Genomic DNA, 19,779 nt, shown 5'->3' with positions numbered 1-19,779 from the left:
TTCCGTTCACGCGGACATCAAACCGGCTTCCTCATCCTCCTCGGCGAGGAAGCCTCCGCTCTGGTGCGCCCACAGCCGCGCGTAGATACCGCCCTTCGCGAGCAGGCTCTGGTGGTCGCCTTCCTCGACGATGCGGCCGCGGTCGAGCACGATCAGGCGATCCATCGCCGCGATCGTCGACAGCCGGTGCGCAATCGCGACGACGGTCTTGCCTTCCATCAGCTGGTACAGGCTGCCCTGGATCGCCGATTCGACTTCGGAATCGAGCGCGCTGGTCGCCTCGTCGAGCAGCAGAATCGGCGCGTCCTTCAACATGACCCGGGCGATCGCGACCCGCTGGCGCTGACCGCCCGAGAGCTTGACGCCACGCTCGCCGACATGCGCGTCGTAGCCGCTGCGGCCCTTCGGATCGGTCAGCCCGAGGATGAAGTCGTGCGCTTCGGCGCGCCGCGCCGCCGCGATCATCGCGTCGTCACCCGCGTCGGGACGGCTGTAGAGGATGTTCTCGCGCACCGAGCGGTGCAGCAGCGACGTGTCCTGGGTCACCATGCCGACCTGGGCGCGCAGGCTGTCCTGGGTCACCCGGGAAACGTCCTGACCGTCGATCAGGATGCGTCCGCCTTCGACATCGTAGAAGCGCAGCAACAGATTGACGATCGTCGACTTGCCGGCACCCGAGCGGCCGACCAGGCCGATCTTCTCCCCCGGCTTGATCGTCAGCGACAGATGCTCGATCACGTTCTTCTCGCCGCCATAGGCGAAGCGGACGTCCTCGAAGCGGATCTCGCCGCGCGTAACGCTAAGCGGTTTCGCGTCAAGCGCATCGACGATCTCGTGCGGCCGGGCGAGCGTGTTGATGCCGTCCTGAACGGTGCCAACGTGCTCGAAGAGCGAGGCCATCTCCCACATCACCCAGTGCGAGATGCCATTCAAGCGCAGCGCCATCGCGATCGCCGCCGCAACCGCGCCGACGCCGACCGCGCTGTGCGACCACAGCCACAGCGCGAGACCCGCCGTGCCCGCAATCAGCAGCGCCGAGAGCGTCTGGTTGACGATCTCGACCGCGCTGACGAGCCGCATCTGGGTGTGCACGGTGCCCATGAACTCCTGCATTGCGCTCCTCGCGTAGCCCGCTTCGCGGCGGCCGTGCGAGAACAGTTTGACGGTCGCGATGTTCGTGTAGGCATCGGTGATCCGGCCGGTCATCAGCGAACGCGCGTCGGCCTGCGAGCGCGATGCCTCACCGAGCTTGGGCACGAAGATCCTCAGCGCCACGACATAGAAGGCGAGCCAGGCGAGGAAAGGCACGAGCAGCCAGCGGTCGAAGCTGCCGACAACCGCGACCATCGTCGCGAAGTAGATCAGCACATAGACCAGGATGTCCGAGACGATGAAGACCGTGTCGCGAACCGCCAGCGCGGTCTGCATGACCTTGGTCGCGATCCGGCCGGCGAACTCGTCCTGGTAGAAGCTCATGCTCTGATCGAGCATCCGGCGGTGGAAGTCCCAGCGCAGCCGCATCGGGAAATTGCCGGCCAGCGCCTGATGCTTGAGCAAGGTCGCCAGCACGACCAGCAAGGGACTGGCGAGCAGGATGGCCCCGAGCAGAGCCAGGCGCCCGCCCTGCTCGACCCACAGCCGCTCGGGGCGCACCGCGCCGAGCCAGTCGACGATGTGGCCCATGAACGCGAAGAGCAGCGCTTCGAAAGCGCCGATCACCGCGGTCAGCAAGGCCATCGCCAGCACATGGCGGCGCAGGCCCCGAGTGCAGGCCCAGACGAAGGACAGGAAACCGCGCGGCGGCACCGGAGGCTGCCGGTCGGGGTAGGGGTGAATCAGTTTTTCGAACAGGGCGAACACGGGAAATCCTGAGGCCGGCATCCGGCTGTTGTGATCGAGGGCGGCCGAACTTTGCGTCAGGTCGAAAGGACGTGAGCGCAAAGGCCGATAATTTTCCGATTATCCTCGCCCGCCCGCCGGATTCGCACCCTGGCAGCGGTTTTTGGTGTACTTACGACAGGTTTATCAATGCCCTGCTCCCCGCAGTCCGCCGCCGCCCTTCTCGCCCTGAGCTTTGCCTGCTACGCGCTGAGCGCACCGGCCCAGGCCGAGACCTCCGCCCACGTGCAACTGTCCGCCACCGCGACGCCCCAGCTGCGCATCGCTCAGGACGGCCGCCAGGTCGTGCTGACCGTGCTGGGCGAACGCCTGATCCATATCGCCTATGCGCCGAAAATCGCGACCGGCAAACCCTACTTCTCGCCGATGATCGCCCGGCGCGATTTCCCGGGGCCGGTCAAATACCAGTGGGACGAAGCCGCGCAGAAGCTGACGACAGCTTCGCTGACGATCGCCTACACGGGAGGCTGCTGGGCGATCGCCGGGGCGGACGCGAAGCCGATCGAGCGGATCTGCGTCAAGCGCTGGCAGGAAGATTCGCTTGCGCTGTCGGTCGCACCGAGCGGGGTCAGCGAAGTGCTGGGTCTGGGCCAGAAACTCGATCCGGAGCAGAAATCGCCGTCCTGGCTCGGGCGCGAGCGCACGCCGGCAGACACTTTCGGCAACGCGATGACTTACTCGGACATCGCCGCCTCCGGCGACACCCAGATCCCGATCGCCTATCTGCTCGGCGAAGGCCGGCAAAGCCACGCGTTGTTCTTCGACACACCCTATCCGACGGACTTCGCCCTCACCGGCAAAGCGTGGACGGTCAAAGCGAAGGGCAGCGCCGCGCTCGGGCTTTTCGTGCTGACCGGGGAGGATCTACCTGCGCTGCGCCGCGACTATCTGGAGCTGACCGGAAAACCGCCGGTGCCGCCGCTGAAGGCTTTCGGGTTGTGGATCTCCGAGTACGGCTTCGATGACTGGAAGGAGCTCGACGACAAGCTCGCAACGCTGCGCGACAAGCGCTTCCCGGTCGATGGCGCAGTGCTCGACCTGCAATGGTTCGGCGGCATAACGAGCGGCTCGGAGAACACCCGGATGGGCACGCTCGCCTGGGATCGCGAGCACTTCCCCGATCCGCAAGCCCGGCTCGCCGCCTATGCGCAACAGGGGCTGGGCATCGTCACGATCGAGGAGAGCTATATCGGCGCCAAGCGTCCCGAGCACGAAGCGATGGCGAAACAGCGCCAACTCGCGATGGACTGCGCGCCGCCCTGCGACCGGCCGACACGGCTGACGACCAATCCCTGGTGGGGAATCGGCGGAATGATCGACTGGACCAATCCCGAGGCCGGCCGCGCCTGGCACGATGCGAAGCGTAAACCATTGATCGACGCCGGAGTGCTGGGCCACTGGACCGATCTGGGCGAACCGGAAGTCTTCAGTTCCAATGCCTTCTATGCGGGTTTTGACTGGTACGGCGAGACCAGGATCCGTCACGCGGACATCCACAACCTTTACAACTTCGCGTGGAGCCGCAGCATCGCGGAGGAGACCGCACGCACCGATCCGCTGCGCCGCCCGTGGATCCTGTCGCGCTCGGGCACCGCGGGCAGCCAACGCTTCGGCGTCGCGATGTGGTCCGGCGACGTGGCCTCGTCCTTCGCGTCGCTCGGCGCGCAGATGACGGCCCAGACCAACATGAGCCTGTCCGGCTTCGACTACTACGGCTCGGACGTCGGCGGTTTTCATCGCGGCGGGATCGCCCGCGCCGCGCTCGACCGGCTCTACACGCGCTGGTTCGCGAGCAGCGCGCTGCTCGACGTGCCGCTTCGCCCCCATGTCGAGAACCTCTGCAACTGCACCGAGACCGCGCCGGACCGGATCGGCGACGCGCCGAGCAATCTCGCCGCGCTCCGCCTGCGCTACCGGCTGATCCCCTATCTGTACAGCCTCGCCCACGCCGCGCACGAGAGCGGCGCGCCCCTCTTCCCGCCCCTCGCTTACTACTTTCAGGAGGATAGAGCTGCCCGCGCCGTCAGCACGACCAAGATGATCGGCCCCTGGCTGCTCTTCGCCGCGCTCGCCGACAAGGGCGATTCGCTCACCGCCTATTTCCCGCGCGGCCGCTGGACCGATTTCCGTACGCCGGCCCACCACGTCGATTCGACGGGCGGCGCCCGGAAGCTCAGCGTCGTCGAGGACGGGCTGACCCGCGCCCCGCTCTATCTGCGCGAAGGCGCGATCGTGCCTCTTCTCGCACGCGCGCCGGCCAATCTCGGTTCGCCGCGCGCGACCGCCATCCACTGGTTCGACGATCTGTTGATCCGCACCGTCCCGGGCATCCGCGAGAGCCGCTTCACGCTGGTCGAAGACGACGGCGTCACGCGCGCCTACGAGAGAGGCATCGCCTGCCGGACCGCGATCACGGCTCAGAGGACGGAGGATGGCCGTGTCCAGATCGCGCTCAAACCCGACAACCGCACCGGCGAAGACGCCCGCCGCCGCCTCGCGATCGAAGTGCTGGCCGTGAGCGCCAGCCAGGTCCGCCTGAACGCGGAGGCGCTCGCCCGAATCAATGCGGGAGAAGACGGAACGGGCTGGTGGCAGGCCGCCGATGGCATCCATATCCAGCTTGGCTCCCGACGCGTCGGGGAAGCGATCGCGCTGGAACTGGCGCCGTGACGCGCCACACGCGCTAAACTGCCCGCCCGCCGCATCGATCAGCCCATCATGACCAAGACCTACGAGATCCGCCCCGGACAGTCGCTCGAACTGCTCCAGGAACTGCACATCCTGACCCGCGAGGGCAAGCTCAACCAGGACAGCCGGCGCAAACTCAAGCAGGTCTATCACCTGTTCCAGTTCATCGAGCCTCTGCTGCTGGCCGTGCAGCAGGAGCACCCGGATCTGAGCCTGGTCGACCACGGTGCCGGCAAGTCCTATCTGGGCTTCATCCTCTACGATCTGTTCTTCAAGGACCAGGCGCCCGCGGGGCGGATCTGGGGCGTCGAGACCCGCGACGAGCTGGTCGCGCGCTCGCGCGAACTCGCCGAACGGCTGGGCTTTCCCGGAATGCGCTTCCTGAACCTGTCGGTCGCCGACTCGATCGGCTCCGCAGCGCTGCCGCCCCGCATCGATGTCGTCACCGCGCTGCACGCCTGCGACACCGCGACCGATGACGCGATCCGCTTCGCGCTCGAAAAGAAATCCCGCTTCATCGTGCTCGTGCCCTGCTGCCAGGCCGAAGTCGCCGCGACCCTGCGCCGCAACAAGGGCCGCGCGCTCGCCAACCCGCTGGCCGAGCTGTGGCGCCACCCGATCCACACCCGCGAATTCGGCAGCCAGGTCACCAATGTGCTGCGCTGCCTGCAGCTCGAAGCGCACGGCTACCAGGTCAAGGTCACCGAGCTGGTCGGCTGGGAGCACTCGATGAAGAACGAGCTGATCATCGCCGAATACAAGGACGCCCCGCGCCGCGTCCCGGCCGAAAGGCTGGCCGAGATCCTGAAGACTCTGGGCCTCGAAGAGCTCGCCGGACGCTTCTTCGTACCCGCTGCGTGATGAGCCTGCCCAGCCTGAATCTGCTCGGCCCCGGCCGTCTGGGCCGCAGCCTCGCCCGGCTCTTCGTCGACGCGGGCGTGCTGAGGGTGCAGGCGATCGTTGGCCGCAGCCGGCAGAACGCCACCGGGGCGCTCGCCTTCATCGGCGCCGGCGAACTCGTCCCGCTCGCGGATCTGCCCCCGGCCGACTTCACGCTGATCGCGACCGCCGACGACGCGATCGCCGGCGTCGCCGCAGCGCTCGCCAGGCAGGGACGGGTCCGGCCCGGCGATGTCGTCTTCCACTGCAGCGGCGCTCTGGGCAGCGAAATCCTTGCGCCGCTGCAGCCTTGCGGTGCGCATCTGGCGAGCCTCCATCCGCTACGCTCCTTCGCAGTGCCCGAGAAAGTCATCGCGGAGTTCTCCGGCACGGTCTGCGCCGCGGAAGGCGATGGCGAGGCAAGACAAAAACTGGAGCCGCTGTTTGCGGCGATAGGCGGGAAACCGATCGCGATCGCACCTGAACACAAGCTGCTCTACCACGCCGGAGCCGTGCTCGCCTGCAATCACCTGGTCGCGTTGATCGAAGCGGCGCTGGTGAGCCTCGAAGCAGCGGGCCTACCGCGGGATGCGGCCTGGGCTGCGCTGCGTCCGCTGATCGACGGCACGCTCGCGAACATCGATGCGCGGGGAACGCAGGGCGCGCTGACCGGGCCCCTGGCACGCGGCGACCTCTCAACCGTGCTGGCCGAGATCGCCGCGACCGCGGCGACCGATCCCGAACTGGGGCGCAGCTACGCGCAAATGTCGCGCTTCGCAACGAGGCTTCTGGCCCCCGACGCCCCCATCACCCTCGATCAGCTTCCTAGACTCTGAAGCGCTCCAGCGCGGCGTGGATGCGGACCGCCTGATCGGACAGTGACTCGACCGACTCCCGGGTGCTGCGCACCGACTTGTCGGCTTCCTCGAGCATGCTGGCGATCCGCTCTACGTTCGCGCCAATGCTGTTGCTCGCCGCGGTCTGCTCGGATGTCGCATGGGCGACATCGCGGATCTTGACCAGGGTTTCGTCGGTGCCTTCGCTGATCTGATGCAGCGCATGCGCCGCCTCCTCGGCCTTCGCGACGCCCTTCGCGACCTTGGGCGCGACCGCCTGCATGCTCGCGACGACGTTCCCGGTATCGGTCTGCACGGCCTGTATCGTCGAGGTGATCTCGCTGGTCGCCGACGAGGTGCGTTCGGCGAGCTTCCTGACTTCGTCGGCAACGACCGCGAAACCGCGGCCCTGCTCGCCGGCGCGCGCCGCTTCGATCGCCGCATTGAGCGCGAGCAGATTGGTCTGCTCGGCGATCTCGCGGATCACGCTGGCGATTCCGCCGATCTGCCGGGTTCGCTCGGCGAGCCCGGCGATCTGCTGCGATGCGGACTCGATATCGGTCGAGACCTGCCAGATCTCGCTGGCCGCATCGGAGACCTGGCTTTCTCCGATTTTCGCGAGATCGGCGGCCCGGCTCGAGTTGAGCTCGGTCTCGCGCGCGCCGTCGGCGATCATGCCTATGCTGACGACCATCTGCTCGACCGCCGCGGCCGTCGACGAGGTCGCTTCGGACGAATCGGCTGATGCCGCACTGATCTCTTCCATCGCGGAGTGGATACCCGCCGCCTCGTCCTTGATCTGTTCGGCCTGGACCGAGATGTCGCGGATCATCTCGCGCAGGCTGCCCTGCATCTCCGCCAGCCCCGCCAGCACGCTGCCCCGGGGCGCACTGCTGATCGTCTGCCCCAGATCGCCGGACGCGATCGTCCGGGTCACCTCCGCCGCGTAGTCAGGTTCGCCGCCCAGCTGGCCGTAGATCCGCCGCGCCGATACACCAGCCACCGCCGCGGTGATGCCGAGGATCGCCAGGCCCGCGAGCAGCAGCGAGATCGCATAGCCGCGGAAAGCCGAGGCGATGTCGTCGAGATAGAAACCCGTTCCCACCGTCCACCCCCAGGGCTCGAATCGGGCCACGCCGTTGAGCTTGGGCAGCAAGTCCTTGGAGCCGGGCCGCGCGGTCAGGATTTCGACAAAGGCGTAATTGCCCTGGGCGGCCAGCGCATCGCGGTAGGCCTGGACTGTCGTCCGTCCGTCCGGGAGCTTGGCCCCGACATCCTTCTTGCCCACCCGCTCCTTCTTCACATGGACGACCAGCGTGTCGTCATCGGTGCGCGCGAACAGGTAGGCATCGCCATTGCGCAAGCCGCTCAGGCTCTGCGCAGCCTGCGCCTGGGCCTGCTCGCGGCTCAGCTTGCCGCTCGTCACCTGATCGTTGTAGGAGCCGAGCAGCGCGACCGACATCCTGAGCAGGTTGTCGATCTGGGCGTGGCGCTCGGCGTTCATGCTGCTATTGAGGCTGAACAAGGCGATGGCGCTGACGAGGAGCAGGCCGGAGACGCTGCAACCGACAATGACGCCCAGTCGGGTCGAGAGTTTCATCGCAAAAAACCTCCGCAAATTGTTGTTCTGTCTTTGAACATAGCGACAAGCGCCAGCAAAACTGAAACAACTTCAATGAAGACTTTAGCCCCCGGATCTGCGCTGCGCGAGCACTCCCGCATCTGTTAAGCTCGCACAGCCCCCCCGCCCCCCGAACCACGATGCCGACGATCCAGCTCCTCCCCGAAGTCCTGATCAACCAGATTGCCGCCGGCGAAGTCGTCGACCGCCCGGCCTCGGTGCTCAAAGAGCTGCTCGAGAACAGCCTGGACGCTTCGGCCAGAGTCGTCGAAGTCCAGCTGCAGCAGGGCGGAGTCAAGCAGATCCGGATTGCCGATGATGGCTGCGGAATCGCGGAGGACCAGCTCGGTCTGGCGCTTGAGCGCCATGCGACAAGCAAGATCGCGAGCCTCGACGATCTCGAACGCGTCGCAACGATGGGCTTTCGCGGTGAAGCGCTGGCTTCGATCGCGTCGGTCGCCCGGGTCACTCTGACCAGCCGCACCCAGGGCGGGGCACACGCCTGGCGGATCGCCGCCGGCGAGACCTCGCCAGCTCCGGCCGCGCTGAACGGCGGCACTGTCATCGAGGTTGCCGACCTCTACTGGAACGTCCCGGCGCGCCGCAAGTTTCTGAAGAGCGAAGCGACCGAATTCGGGCACTGCGATGACGTGTTCCGCCGCATCGCGCTGGCCCGCCCCGATGTCGCGTTCCAGCTCCAGCACAACGGCCGGGTCACCCAGCGCCTCGCACCGGGAGACGCCGCCCGGCGCTGCCGCGAAATCCTCGGTGAAGAGTTCATCGCGAATGCGCGCGCGGTCGAAGTTGAAGCGGCCGGACTACGCCTGTCGGGCTTCGCGGCGCTTCCCGCCTATGCGCGCGCGACGCGCGATGCCCAGTACTTCTTCGTCAATGGCCGCTTCGTCCGCGACAAACTGATCGCGCACGCGCTGCGCGAAGCCTATGCAGACATTCTGCACGGCAGTCGCTTCCCCGCTTTCGCACTCTTTCTGGACATGGATCCGGCCGGAGTCGATGTGAACGTGCACCCGGCGAAGACCGAGGTACGCTTTCGCGAAGCACGCGCGATCCACCAGTTCGTCCGCCATGCGGTCAGCCGCACGCTGGCGTCTCCGGTCGCCGAAGCCGGCGTGCAGCTGGCCGCCCCGCCAACGCGCGAGATCTACGCCCAGGCCGAGCCCACGCAGGTCCGCCTGGACATCCGCGAACCCGGCTATGTGCCGACGGGCTATCCCGTGGCGGGACAGGCGGGCCCGACCAGGACGGGGTTCTCGCCCGCAATCCATCGCCCAACCGCCGGTTTTTCAGTGCCGGCGCCCCAGACTCTGCCGCTCGCTGCGGCCGATGCCGAGGGGGCACCACTGGGCTATGCGCTGGCCCAGCTCGCCGGCATCTATGTGCTCGCCCAGAACGCAAAGGGTCTCGTGCTCGTCGACATGCACGCGGCGCACGAGCGAATCCTCTATGAGAAGCTCAAGCAGGTGCTGGACGGCGCTCCGGCAACCCAGCAGCTGCTGATCCCGGCCGTCTTCGGCGCCAGCGCCCGCGAGATCGCCTGCGCGGAAAACCAGCGCGAGACGCTCTCGAGAATCGGTTTCGAGCTCAGCGCGGCGGGACCGGCCGAGCTGGCCGTGCGCTGCGTCCCGGCCCTGCTCGCGCGCGCCGACCTCGTCTCTCTGGCCCGGGCTCTGCTCGGCGAGCTGAGCGACTATCCGGCCAGCGACGTGTTGACCGCCCGCCGCAACGAGCTGCTCGCGACTCTAGCCTGTCACGGCGCGGTGCGCGCGCACCGGATCCTCTCCCTGCCCGAGATGAACGCGCTGCTGCGCGAGATGGAAGCGACCGAGCGGGCCGACCAGTGCAACCACGGTCGCCCAACCTGGACCCAGCTGACGATGGCCGAACTCGACGCGTTCTTCCTGCGCGGGCGCTGAGGCCTCAGCGGTCTGACGATGAGAGCTGGCGCACGCTGAGCCCCCTTTTGCCGAGCAGCGAGGGGATCGATTCCGGGCCGGCCAGATGGGCGCTGCCGATCACCGCGAAAACCGAATGCCCGCCCCGCGCCAGGCGCTCCAGCGCATCGGCCATCTCGCGGTTGCGCCGGTCGAGCAGTTCCCCGAGCAGGGGTTCCGCAGCCGGCTCGGCCTGCTGCAACACCCGGGCGAGGCGGGGCGCATCGGCCGCTTTCCAGGCCGCGACGATCTCTTCGAGCTGGCGGCGCAGGCTGCCGTCTTCGGCGGCCGCCAGGGTCTGGCGGATCTCGGCCAGGCTCTGCTCGGCCGTCCCCGAGCCGAGCGCGGCGATCTGACGCTCCACCGTCTCCAGCTCGACCAGGGGCTTTCCGCGCGCGCGCGCCTCTGCGATCAGATGCTGATCGATGCCGAACTCGGGGGAGAGTCCCGCCTCGCGCGCGACAGTCATCGTCAGCATCAGCGAAGCCGTCGTCGCACCCAGCCTGGCGAGGCTGGCATCGGGTATGCCGGCAGCCCGAAAGCGCTCGTTCAAGCGGCCCCACTCGGCCGCGGAGAGCACTGTCCTGACCGGCGCCTCGGCGCTGGCGAAGCGCTTCATCGCTGCCGACACGTCGGACTTTGACGGGTCGAGCTCGACGACCAGCACCTCGGCCCGGGAGAAGCGCGCATCGACCGCCGCGGGCAAAGGGAAGCAGTCCGGGCGGCAGACATGAACCGAGCCGAACAGCCACAGCGGCGCGCCACCTGCGCTGACTTCCCACAGCATCAAGGCGTCAGCACGGGCCGCGGCGCAGGCGAACGACAGAGACAGTGCAAATACGGCGCGCAGCCAGAGCGAGGCTGGCCTAGAATTTCGCTCCCGCCGCCCCGTCTTCCCGGATCGCCTCATGCCTTCGCCCTCCCCTTTCGATGCCCTTGCCCTGATCGGTCCAACAGCCAGTGGCAAGACCGCCTGCGCGCTGGCCCTGGCCGAAGCGCTGCCTGTCGAGATCATCAGCATCGATTCTGCACTGGTGTTCCGCGACATGGATATCGGGACCGCAAAACCATCAGAGACCGAGCGTGCGCAATGTCCGCACCATTTGATCGACATCATCGATCCGACCGCGAGCTATTCGGCGGCAGCCTTCCGTGAGGACGCGCTGCGCCTGATCGGCGAGATCCGCGCGCGCGGCCATCTGCCCGTTCTCGTCGGCGGCACGATGCTCTATCTGAAGGCCTTGCACGACGGCCTGTCTGAACTGCCCCAGGCCGATCCCGAGTTGCGCGCCGAGATCGACCGCGCCGCCCGAGAGCAGGGCTGGCCGGCGCTGCACGCCGAACTCGCCCGCCTCGACCCGGACGCCGCGGCGAGACTCAAGCCGAACGATGCGCAGCGCATCCAGAGAGCGCTCGAAATCGTCCGGCTGAGCGGCAAGCCGCTCGCCGAGAACTACGCGCGGCGGGACCCGACCGGGGACGCACCGAAGATGAAGATCCTCGCGCTGGAACCAGCGGAGCGCGGCGTGCTGCACGAGCGGATCGCGCAGCGCTTCGATGCGATGCTCAGGGCGGGCCTCGTCGACGAAGTGCGGGGTTTGCGGGAACGCTACCGTTTGAGTCCCGAACTGCCGGCGATGCGCTGCGTCGGTTACCGCCAGGCCTGGGAGCACATCGACGGCGGTTATGGCGTTGCGGAACTGCGCGAGCGCGGCATCTTCGCAACGCGGCAACTCGCCAAACGCCAGCTGACCTGGCAACGCAAGTTCGCGGGCGAGTGGTCGGAGCTGCAGACCTTTGACTGCCTGCGCCCGGATCTCGTCGATGTGATCCGCGCCGCGGCTCAGACCGTATAGCGGGCGACCGTCTCTTCCAGGCCGCGCGCGATCTGATCGAGTTCGCGCGCGGAATCGGCACTGCCCATCGCCGCGGCCGAGCTCTCGTCGGCCATCTGCGCAACCCTTTCGACGCTCTGCGCGATGTTCGTGCTCGCGGCGCTCTGCTCGCGGATCGCGTTCGAAATCTCCCCGACCATCGCAACCGCTTCGCGGCTGGATCCTCCTATCCTGCGGATCGACTCGCTCGCCTCTTGGGCCCGCTCGACCCCCGTCGTCACCGCGCTGACCGCGCCCGCCATGCTGCCGACCGCATCGTGGGCGCAATCCCTCATCGCCGCTATCGTCTGCGTGATCTGCTGGGTCGAGCTGGCGGTCCGTTCGGCGAGCTTTCTGACCTCGTCGGCGACGACCGCGAAGCCCCGCCCTTGCTCGCCGGCGCGCGCCGCCTCGATCGCGGCGTTGAGCGCAAGCAGATTGGTCTGCTCGGCGACTTCGCTGATCACCTGGACGACCGACGAGATCTGCTCGCTCTGCTCCTCGAGCTTACGGATCTGATCGGATGCTTCGCTGACGCGGACCGCGATCAGATCGATTCCCTCGGCAGTCTGAACGATCGTCGCTTCGCCCGCGTTCGCCATCTCGCCTGAGGACAGCGAGAGGCGATTCGCCTCCAGGGCCCGGTCGCCGACGTGATTGATGCTGACGGTCATCTGCTCGACGCTGGCCGCCATGTTCGATGCCGACTCGCTCTGCTGGGCCGCGGCGGTCGCGACCTGATCCGAAGTCGTCGCCACCTCGTTCGCGGCACCGGCGAGCTTTTTCGCGGCCTCGTGGATCGCCTTCAGGCTCTGCTGCAGCTTGCCCAGCAGACGGTTCAGGTCGCCGGAGAGCAGAGCGATCTCGTCGCGTCCGAAGACGGGCGCCCTGAGCGTGAAGTCCAGCCTCGACTCTATCGCTCCGACCGCGGACTGCACCGCGCGAATCGATCGATTGATGCCGCGGATCAGGAAGAAGCCCAGGCCTGAGACCAGCGCGGCTCCGGTCAACACCGTAAGCCAGGAGAGCATCTCTCCCCGGCTTCGAGCCTGTTCGCTCTCGTCCCTGCGCTGGTCGGCAAACTTGTCGATGAACTCGACGTGCTTGTCGAGCCGCTCGGACAGAACATTGCCCAGAGTCGAACCGCGCCCGACGATCAGCTCGGTGGTCGCGGCGGCGTCCTGCGTTGCGGACTGCTTCAGGTAATCATCGACGAAACCCAGGTAGTCGGCGAAGGCCTTGCGGTCGTCCTCAAGCATCCGCCGATCCTCGTCGTTGCTGACCAGTTTTTCGTAATCCTTGAATTTCGACTCGATCAGCTCCACAGACCGCTTCATCCGCTGCGCCATTTCCACGCGTCTCGCCTCATCCTTGAGCAGGTTGTGCTGCAGGATCCTGACCCGCAGGCGCTGCAGGCCTCCCGCCACCTGGAGCAGGGTCACCTCGCTGGGCAGGATGTTTTCATGGGTTTCCTTCAGAACGTCAGAGAGTTTTCCGGCCACATACATCCCGGATGCCCCGACCAGCAGCAGCGACAGAACGGCCACGATCATCAGGATCCACAAGCGTTTGGCGATCGTCAAATCCATGATTTCCCTCATCCCGATGGTGTCGTTTGAACTGAATCAGCTTAGGAGCCGTCCCAGGGCTTCGCGACCTGTTTCTGCCATGGCATCGACAAGGATCAAAAAACCACCTCCCTGCTGGCCGGGCACTCTCATCAAAAAAGCCGACAGCCAACTGAATTCGCTGACATTTTCTATTCATTTATCTCTCAAGCTCGGCGGATCCGCGCCGAAGAAGCGACATGCTCGATGCAAATCTTCCCGACCTCGCCTCCCACCAGACCGCGGAAAGCCGCTGGCTGAGCCGGGTCAACCGGACCCTGGCCGCGCTGTTCGGTCTGGCGACCCTGCTCGTCCTGACCCTCCTCCTGCCATGCGCCAGCAAGGCAATGCCGATCTGGATGGGCTTCGTGCCGGCGATCTGCATGCTGCTCTTCATCACCGGCAGCATCACCAGCCTGCTGCTGGCGCTGCATGCGCGCGCGACCGGAGAGCGCCTGCTGCTGGGTCTGACCGGCGTGTTCGCGTTCAACGCGGCGATGCCGATCGCCTATCTGGCCGTCTTTCCGGGAGGCCTCGGGCCCTTCGGACTGGAAGTCGGCCCGAACACGGCCGCGTCCGAAGTCAAATCGATCTGGTTCTCCGGTCATGCGCTGGTCATGCTCGGCGCGATCGCGCTCGGCCAGGGCTGTGCCGCGCAGTGGAGCCGCCGAAAGACCCATGTCGCGCTGTGTCTGGCCTTTTTGCTGCCGACCCTGTTCGCGATCGCCGTCGCGTCCATCATCGACACGCGGCCCTTCATGATGGATCCTCAGCGCCAGTGGCCGATGGCGCTGCTCAAGATCGGCGGGCTTCTACACGTCGTCAACGCCGCCTGGCTCGCCTGGCGCACCCGCCTCGCCCATCCGATGCAGCTGTGGCTGGTCGTCTCGCTGCTGGCCTGGGCCGCCGAGACCCTGCTCTTCGTCGAATCGCACCACCCCTTCACGGTCGGCTGGTACGGCGCCAACCTGCTGCAGCTGGCCGGCAGCGTCAGTTTTCTGTCCGCGGTCATCTGGCAACTGCATCTTGACTATCGCCTGTTCGAACACGCTACCCGCCGCCTGGCCGTTCTGGCGAGCCGCGACGGTCTGACCGAGCTGCTGAACCGCCGTCAGTTCGATCAGGAGATCGCGCGCGAGATCGCCCGAACCCAGCGCAAGCGCGCGCCGCTCTCGCTGCTGATCCTCGACATCGACTACTTCAAGGCTTTCAACGATGCGTTCGGCCATCCGGCCGGCGACCGCTGCATCCAGACCGTCGCCCGCGCGATCGAGCGCTGCGCCCGCCGCCCCGGTGACGTCGCGGCCCGCTACGGCGGCGAGGAGTTCGCGGTGATCCTGCCCGACACCCCGGCAGCCGGCGCACTGCACATCGCCGAGCAGATCCGCCAGGGCGTGCTGGCCGCGCAGATCCCGGCCGGAAAGTCGGTCGCGAACGGCTGGGTCAGCGTCAGCATAGGCGTCGCGACCGCCGATGACGGCAGCGACCGCTCGGTGAGCGCCTTGCTCGCAGCGGCCGACGCGGCGCTCTATCAAGCCAAGGCACGCGGGCGCAATCAGGCCGTGCTCGAAGGCAGCTAGACGCGCTCAGAGCACAGGCTGCGGGATCGGCGCCAGCGCTCTCGCAGCCCCTTCGACCAGCGCCGCGCTCAGCGTCACGACCAGCGAGGATTCGAGCGGCCAAGTGTGCCAGTAGAGGGGCACGGCGACCGGGACGCCCGGCGTCAGATCGACCAGATCGCCGCGCCCCAGCGCCTCCGCGCACTGGGCCTCAGGCAACAGACCGTAGCCGTAGCCGAGCAGCGCCGCGCTGAAGAAGGCCTCATAAGCCGGGATGAAGTGGTGGGGAAACTGCAGCTCCTTGAGCCCCAGGCAGCGGCGCAGGTGCTCGGCATGAAGCGCATCGCGGCGATTGAAGACCAGAGCCGGAGCCTGACGCACCGAGGCCCGATCCAGCCCCTGGGGCAGGTAGCGGGCGCGGAAGGCGGGAGAGGCGACGCAGCGATAGGACATCACCCCCAGAGGCACGGTGCGCAGCGACTTGGAGGGCGCGGGCGCCGAACCGATCGAGCCGATCACCTCGCCGTTGCGCAGCCAGCTCTGCGTGTGCTCCTGGTCGTCGACGACGAACTCTAGCATCGCCGGATGCTCCTGCCGCCACCCGGACAGGGCAGGAAGAACCCAGGATCCGAGGCTGTCGGCATTGACCGCGATCCTGACCCTGCCCTGCTCGGCGCTCTCCATCAGCTCGGGCCATACGTCCAGCGCCAGAAGCTGGGTCTGCCGCGCAAAGCGCAGCAGCGGCTGGGCGGCCGGGGTCGGCCGGACCGGCCGGGTCCGGAACAGCAGCGGCGTGCCGGTCTGCTGTTCGAGCACGCGAATGCGCTGGGACACCGCGGACTGCGTGATCGCCAGGCTGGCCGCAGCCTTTTCGAAACTGCCTTCGGTGACGACCGCTTCGAGGCATTCGAGCAGAGCGAAATCCAACTTCATTAGTATCTCTGATACAAGTTGAAGAATATTCAGAATACTAATGAAAAAGTCGCTTTACCGCTATCTTGCTGCCCAGACGGTTTTACTCGGCAACAAGACAGACATGAATATCCACATCCTCTTCCAGGGCTTTCTCGTCACCATTGGCCTGATCATGGCCATCGGCGCCCAGAACGCGCATGTGCTGCGCATGGGCCTGACCCGCCAGCATGTGCTGCCGACCATCGCGATCTGCATCGCGTCCGATGCGCTGATGATGGGCCTGGGCGTCGCCGGAATGGGCGAAGTCATCGCGCTTTTCCCGACCGCGGTCGAAGTCGCCAGCTGGGCTGGCGCGGCCTTCCTCGCCTGGTACGGCCTACGCTCGCTGCGCGCGGCCTTCACAAGCCATGCGCTGACCGCCGCCGAAGAACGCAAGATCTCGCTGCGTCAGGCGGTGCTGATGGTGCTCGCCTTCACCTACCTGAATCCGCACGCCTGGCTCGACACGGTCGTTTTGGTCGGCTCGATCGGCGGCCGCCAGCACGGTCTGGACCGCTTCACGTTCTGGCTGGGCTGTGTCGGCGCTTCGACAAGCTGGTTCGTACTGCTCGGCTTCGGCGCCCGCTGGCTTGCGCCGCTCTTCGGCAAACCCTCGTCCTGGCGGGTGCTCGATGCGCTGGTCGGGCTGGGGATGGGCGCGATCGCGATCTCGCTGATCCGCTAGGGGCGGTGGCGGCACGCGCAAGCCGGGCGTAATATCGCCCCTTCGCGGCAGCTCCGTTCGGGCACCCCCCGTATCGAGTTCGTCCCGCCGGAGATCCTGGCGAAGAGGCCGCGAGAACGACCGGACGCTCACGGCCCCCACCCCCGGCCTCCTCCCGGCTTTGCCCCGGTCGAACTTTCAGGACTGGATATGAACTTTCCCGCAGTGTTGGCCGTGTTCGTCGGAGCCGGCTTCGGCGCTCTATTGCGCTGGATCCTGGGCTTGGGTCTGAACCCGATCTTCCCGACCGTTCCGCTCGGCACTCTGGCCGCGAATCTGCTCGGCGGCCTGCTCGTCGGAGTCGCATCCTCGTTCTTCCTCCACAATTCAAGCCTCGCGCCCGAATGGCGGCTGCTGATCATCACCGGCTTCATGGGCGGCCTGACGACTTTCTCGACCTTCTCGGTCGAAGTCGTGAGCCTGCTCGCCCGCCAGCAATACCTGTGGGCGCTGGGCACGGCCTCTGTTCACCTTTTCGGTTCGCTGGCGATGACGGCGCTGGGGATCCTCGCGACCAACGCGCTGTTCGTCAAAGCCTGACGGACCGGGAGAATTCAATGAGTAACGATTTCTACATGAAGTTCTATGTGCAGGAGAAGCTGCGCCACCGTGGCCTGCTCGCCTATGAATGGCTGCTGGAGCTCGGCCGCCGCCAGGGCTTGCGCGGCGGCTCGGCATTCCGCGCGATCGCCGGCTTCGGCCGTCATCACCGGCTGCGCGAAGAGCACTTTTTCGAACTGGCGGGAGAAGTCCCGATCGAAGTCGGCTTTCTGGTCACCGACGAAGAAGGGCAGAAGCTGATCGAGACGATCTCAGCCGAGAAGCTGTCGCTGTTCTACATCCGCATCCCGGTCGATGCAGGCCTGACCCGGACCTGAAGCCTCAGCCGTTCAGCCACTGCCCGCACCAGGCGATGAACTGCTGGGACGGAACCGGGCGCGAGTACAGGAAACCCTGCATCGCCTTGCAGCCTCGCCGGGCCAGAGCCAGGGCCTGAGCCTCGGTTTCGACGCCCTCGGCGACGACATCGAGGCCCAGCTCCTGGGCCATCGCCATCACTGCCGACGTGATCGCCGCATCCGAGCCTTCGCGGGCCAGATCCTGGACGAAGGAGCGGTCTATCTTCAGCACGTCGATCGGGAAGCGCTTCAGATACGCGAGCGACGAATAGCCGGTTCCGAAGTCATCGACCATCAGCCGCACGCCCATCCTCTTGAGCTCGGCGAGGATCTCGTTGGTCAGCTCGACGTCGCTCATCAGCACGCTCTCGGTCATCTCCAGCTCCAGCCTCTCGGGCGGCAAGCCCGAGCCGGCCAGCGCGTTGCGCACCGCGGCGAGCAGCCGGACGTGGCGGAAGCTGATTCCGGACAGATTGACCGCGACCGCGTCCGGCGCGACGCCATTGCGTATCCAGTAAGCCATCTGGGCGCAGGCGGTCTTGAGCCCCCATTCGCCGATCTCGACGATCAGCCCGCACTCTTCGGCCAGCGGGATGAACTCGCCCGGCGCAAGCAGACCGCGCTTGGGATGGCGCCAGCGGATCAGCGCCTCGGCACCAAGGATCCCGCCATGCGGGTATTCGATGACCGGCTGGTAGAAGAGTTCGAACTCTCCCTGTTCCAGGGCCTTGCGCATCTCGGTTTCGAGCGCGAGGCGAAGATCGGCGGCCGTGCGCAGATCGTCGGAGAACGCGCGCACCGAATTGCGCTGTTCGCGCTTGGTGGTACTGACAGCCATGTCGGCGCACTTGAGCAGCGCATCGGCATCTGACGCGTGTTCGGGAAACACGGCCATGCCGACGCTCGCGGTCAGCATCACCTCGGCTCCGGCCACAACGATCGGTTGGCGCACGACTTCGAGCAGCCTCTGGGCAACGCTCTCGGGCAGCTCGCCCTGGGGGGAGCCGTCGATGAAAGCGACGAACTGATCGCCGCTGATCCGCGACACGGTAAGCGCATGCCCTGCCTCGTGCCCGTTCGACGGCACGACGATTTCGGACAGACGCCTGGCCACGACCTGCAGAACCTGATCGCCGACGCTCTGCCCCAGGCTCTCGTTGATCCGTCCGAAGCGGTCGAGATCGACGACCATCGCGGCAACCCAGTGGCGGGACCGGGACGCGCGGCGCAGAGCCTGGCGGAGCAGCTCACGACAGTACTGCCGGTTGGGCAGTCCGGTCAGGCTGTCGTAATAGGCAAGGTAGCGAATTCTCTTCTCGGCTTCGACCTGCTCGGTGATGTCCTGAGTCGTCCCCTGGACACGGCTGGCCGCGCCATCGGGAGAGGCGATCGGCTCGCCCTGCTCGAGCACGGTGCGCAGCGAACCATCCGGCCGCATGATCCGGTATTCGACGCGAAAAGGCAGGCCACGCCGCCCCTGCGCATAGGCTTCGCGCAAGAGCGTGGCGTCCGGCGGAAAGACCCTTTCGAGAACCGCTTCCATGCAGGGGGGGAAGCCCGCGGGGTCTTCACCGAGCAGAGCGAAGAAGTGCTCGGAGCGCCGCACGCTTTCGTCGCGCAGATTCCACTCCCAGCTGCCCAGATGCGCAATTCGCTGCGCGTCGGCGAGATTGGACTCGCTGCGCGAGAGTTCGTCGAGCGCGCGCGCCGAGCGCATCACATACTGGATGCGGTGCTTGAGCAGCATCCAGTTGATCGGTTTGGAAATGAAATCAGTCGCACCGACCTGATAGGCACGATCGATCGCGTCGGAATCCTCCAAACCGGTCATCACGATGATCGGAATCCGCTCGCCGCCCGGAGTGCGGCGCAGCCGCCTGGCCATCTCGAAGCCATCCATCCTGGGCATCATCAGGTCGAGCAGCACCAGATCCGGCTGCAGCTCGCTGAAGCGCTCCAGCCCTTCCATGCCGTCGGCTGCCTGATGAGCTTCGAATCCCGCTTCGGACAGCGCCGCAAGCGCAATGGATCGAGTCGTCAGATCGTCATCGACGACCAGAAGGCGGCCGTGCACGGCTATCGGGGTCATCGGCTAACTCGCATCGAGTGCAGCATCGGCAATGGGTCAGGCAGACAAAGTCTCTGAGGATTCGGCGCGGGAAGAGGCATGACCGGTTTGCCCGCCTTCGCCGAAATCGCGCCAGTATAACCAAACCCTCAGGACAAGGGCATCTTGGGATGCGTCACTCCGGCACGAAGAAGGTATGCCGGCATCGCGAAAGCGCCG

At 66.5% G+C, this 19,779-nt stretch carries 15 protein-coding genes; 9 read left to right on the top strand and 6 right to left on the bottom strand.

Annotated elements, in window-relative coordinates; all coding sequences use genetic code 11:
• Positions 1 to 6: 6 nt before the first annotated feature.
• Entirely contained in the window at positions 7 to 1,881 is a 1,875-nt protein-coding gene (locus ACHFB9_RS05320) for an ABC transporter ATP-binding protein (protein ID WP_417069979.1), read from the bottom strand.
• A gap of 147 nt (positions 1,882 to 2,028) precedes the next feature.
• On the opposite strand from ACHFB9_RS05320, the gene ACHFB9_RS05315 reads away from it, so the two are divergent.
• From ACHFB9_RS05315 to ACHFB9_RS05305, 3 genes are read left to right on the top strand one after another with little or no spacing between them, the layout of a single operon-like run.
• Positions 2,029 to 4,569, top strand: a complete 2,541-nt coding sequence (locus tag ACHFB9_RS05315) for a TIM-barrel domain-containing protein (protein ID WP_417069978.1) — start codon at positions 2,029 to 2,031, stop codon at positions 4,567 to 4,569.
• Between the two features lie 48 nt (positions 4,570 to 4,617).
• Complete coding sequence (locus tag ACHFB9_RS05310; protein ID WP_417069976.1) at positions 4,618 to 5,448, top strand: class I SAM-dependent methyltransferase; 831 nt, start codon at positions 4,618 to 4,620, stop codon at positions 5,446 to 5,448.
• Positions 5,448 to 6,302, top strand: a complete 855-nt coding sequence (locus ACHFB9_RS05305; protein ID WP_417069974.1) for a Rossmann-like and DUF2520 domain-containing protein — start codon at positions 5,448 to 5,450, stop codon at positions 6,300 to 6,302. Before ACHFB9_RS05310 ends, ACHFB9_RS05305 begins: the two co-directional genes overlap by 1 nt.
• Here the strand turns inward: ACHFB9_RS05305 and ACHFB9_RS05300 are convergent.
• On the bottom strand, positions 6,292 to 7,902 hold the full coding sequence (locus ACHFB9_RS05300; RefSeq protein ID WP_417069972.1) for a methyl-accepting chemotaxis protein: 1,611 nt from the start codon (positions 7,900 to 7,902) through the stop codon (positions 6,292 to 6,294). The two genes, ACHFB9_RS05305 and ACHFB9_RS05300, sit on opposite strands and share 11 nt — an antisense overlap.
• A 161-nt stretch (positions 7,903 to 8,063) precedes the next feature.
• Here ACHFB9_RS05300 and mutL point away from each other — a divergent pair, with 161 nt between their 5' ends.
• On the top strand, positions 8,064 to 9,857 hold the full coding sequence (gene mutL, locus ACHFB9_RS05295; protein ID WP_417069970.1) for a DNA mismatch repair endonuclease MutL: 1,794 nt from the start codon (positions 8,064 to 8,066) through the stop codon (positions 9,855 to 9,857).
• Between the two features lie 4 nt (positions 9,858 to 9,861).
• On the opposite strand, the gene ACHFB9_RS05290 is transcribed toward mutL, so the two are convergent.
• A complete protein-coding gene (locus ACHFB9_RS05290) occupies positions 9,862 to 10,785 on the bottom strand; it encodes a TraB/GumN family protein (protein ID WP_417069968.1) in 924 nt (307 codons plus the stop codon).
• On the opposite strand from ACHFB9_RS05290, the gene miaA reads away from it, so the two are divergent.
• Positions 10,784 to 11,731 (top strand): tRNA (adenosine(37)-N6)-dimethylallyltransferase MiaA, encoded by a 948-nt coding sequence (miaA, locus tag ACHFB9_RS05285; RefSeq protein ID WP_417069967.1) that lies wholly within the window; start codon positions 10,784 to 10,786, stop codon positions 11,729 to 11,731. The genes ACHFB9_RS05290 and miaA overlap by 2 nt on opposite strands.
• On the opposite strand, the gene ACHFB9_RS05280 is transcribed toward miaA, so the two are convergent.
• Positions 11,719 to 13,338, bottom strand: a complete 1,620-nt coding sequence (locus ACHFB9_RS05280) for a methyl-accepting chemotaxis protein (protein WP_417069965.1) — start codon at positions 13,336 to 13,338, stop codon at positions 11,719 to 11,721. The genes miaA and ACHFB9_RS05280 overlap by 13 nt on opposite strands.
• Before the next feature lie 218 nt (positions 13,339 to 13,556).
• On the opposite strand from ACHFB9_RS05280, the gene ACHFB9_RS05275 reads away from it, so the two are divergent.
• On the top strand, positions 13,557 to 14,936 hold the full coding sequence (locus ACHFB9_RS05275; RefSeq protein WP_417069963.1) for a diguanylate cyclase: 1,380 nt from the start codon (positions 13,557 to 13,559) through the stop codon (positions 14,934 to 14,936).
• A gap of 6 nt (positions 14,937 to 14,942) precedes the next feature.
• Here the strand turns inward: ACHFB9_RS05275 and ACHFB9_RS05270 are convergent, their stop codons facing one another.
• Positions 14,943 to 15,848: a LysR family transcriptional regulator ArgP gene (locus ACHFB9_RS05270; RefSeq protein WP_417069961.1), complete on the bottom strand. Its 906-nt coding sequence runs from the start codon at positions 15,846 to 15,848 to the stop codon at positions 14,943 to 14,945.
• A 40-nt stretch (positions 15,849 to 15,888) separates the two neighbouring features.
• Here ACHFB9_RS05270 and ACHFB9_RS05265 point away from each other — a divergent pair, with 40 nt between their 5' ends.
• From ACHFB9_RS05265 to ACHFB9_RS05255, 3 genes are all read left to right on the top strand, one after another.
• Entirely contained in the window at positions 15,889 to 16,554 is a 666-nt protein-coding gene (locus ACHFB9_RS05265; protein ID WP_417069959.1) for a LysE/ArgO family amino acid transporter, read from the top strand.
• Between the two features lie 189 nt (positions 16,555 to 16,743).
• Positions 16,744 to 17,133, top strand: coding sequence for a fluoride efflux transporter CrcB (gene crcB, locus ACHFB9_RS05260; protein ID WP_417069957.1), 390 nt, complete (start codon positions 16,744 to 16,746; stop codon positions 17,131 to 17,133).
• A gap of 17 nt (positions 17,134 to 17,150) precedes the next feature.
• Positions 17,151 to 17,471: a DUF190 domain-containing protein gene (locus tag ACHFB9_RS05255; protein WP_417069955.1), complete on the top strand. Its 321-nt coding sequence runs from the start codon at positions 17,151 to 17,153 to the stop codon at positions 17,469 to 17,471.
• A gap of 4 nt (positions 17,472 to 17,475) precedes the next feature.
• Here ACHFB9_RS05255 and ACHFB9_RS05250 read toward each other — a convergent pair whose 3' ends face one another.
• Entirely contained in the window at positions 17,476 to 19,581 is a 2,106-nt protein-coding gene (locus ACHFB9_RS05250; protein WP_417069953.1) for a putative bifunctional diguanylate cyclase/phosphodiesterase, read from the bottom strand.
• Positions 19,582 to 19,779 lie beyond the last annotated feature (198 nt).

Origin of the sequence: Niveibacterium terrae (genome assembly GCF_048213115.1) — a bacterium.
GTDB lineage: Bacteria > Pseudomonadota > Gammaproteobacteria > Burkholderiales > Rhodocyclaceae > Niveibacterium > Niveibacterium terrae.
Note: the sequence above shows the minus strand (reverse complement) of the source record. Positions and strands in the feature narration are given on the sequence as shown.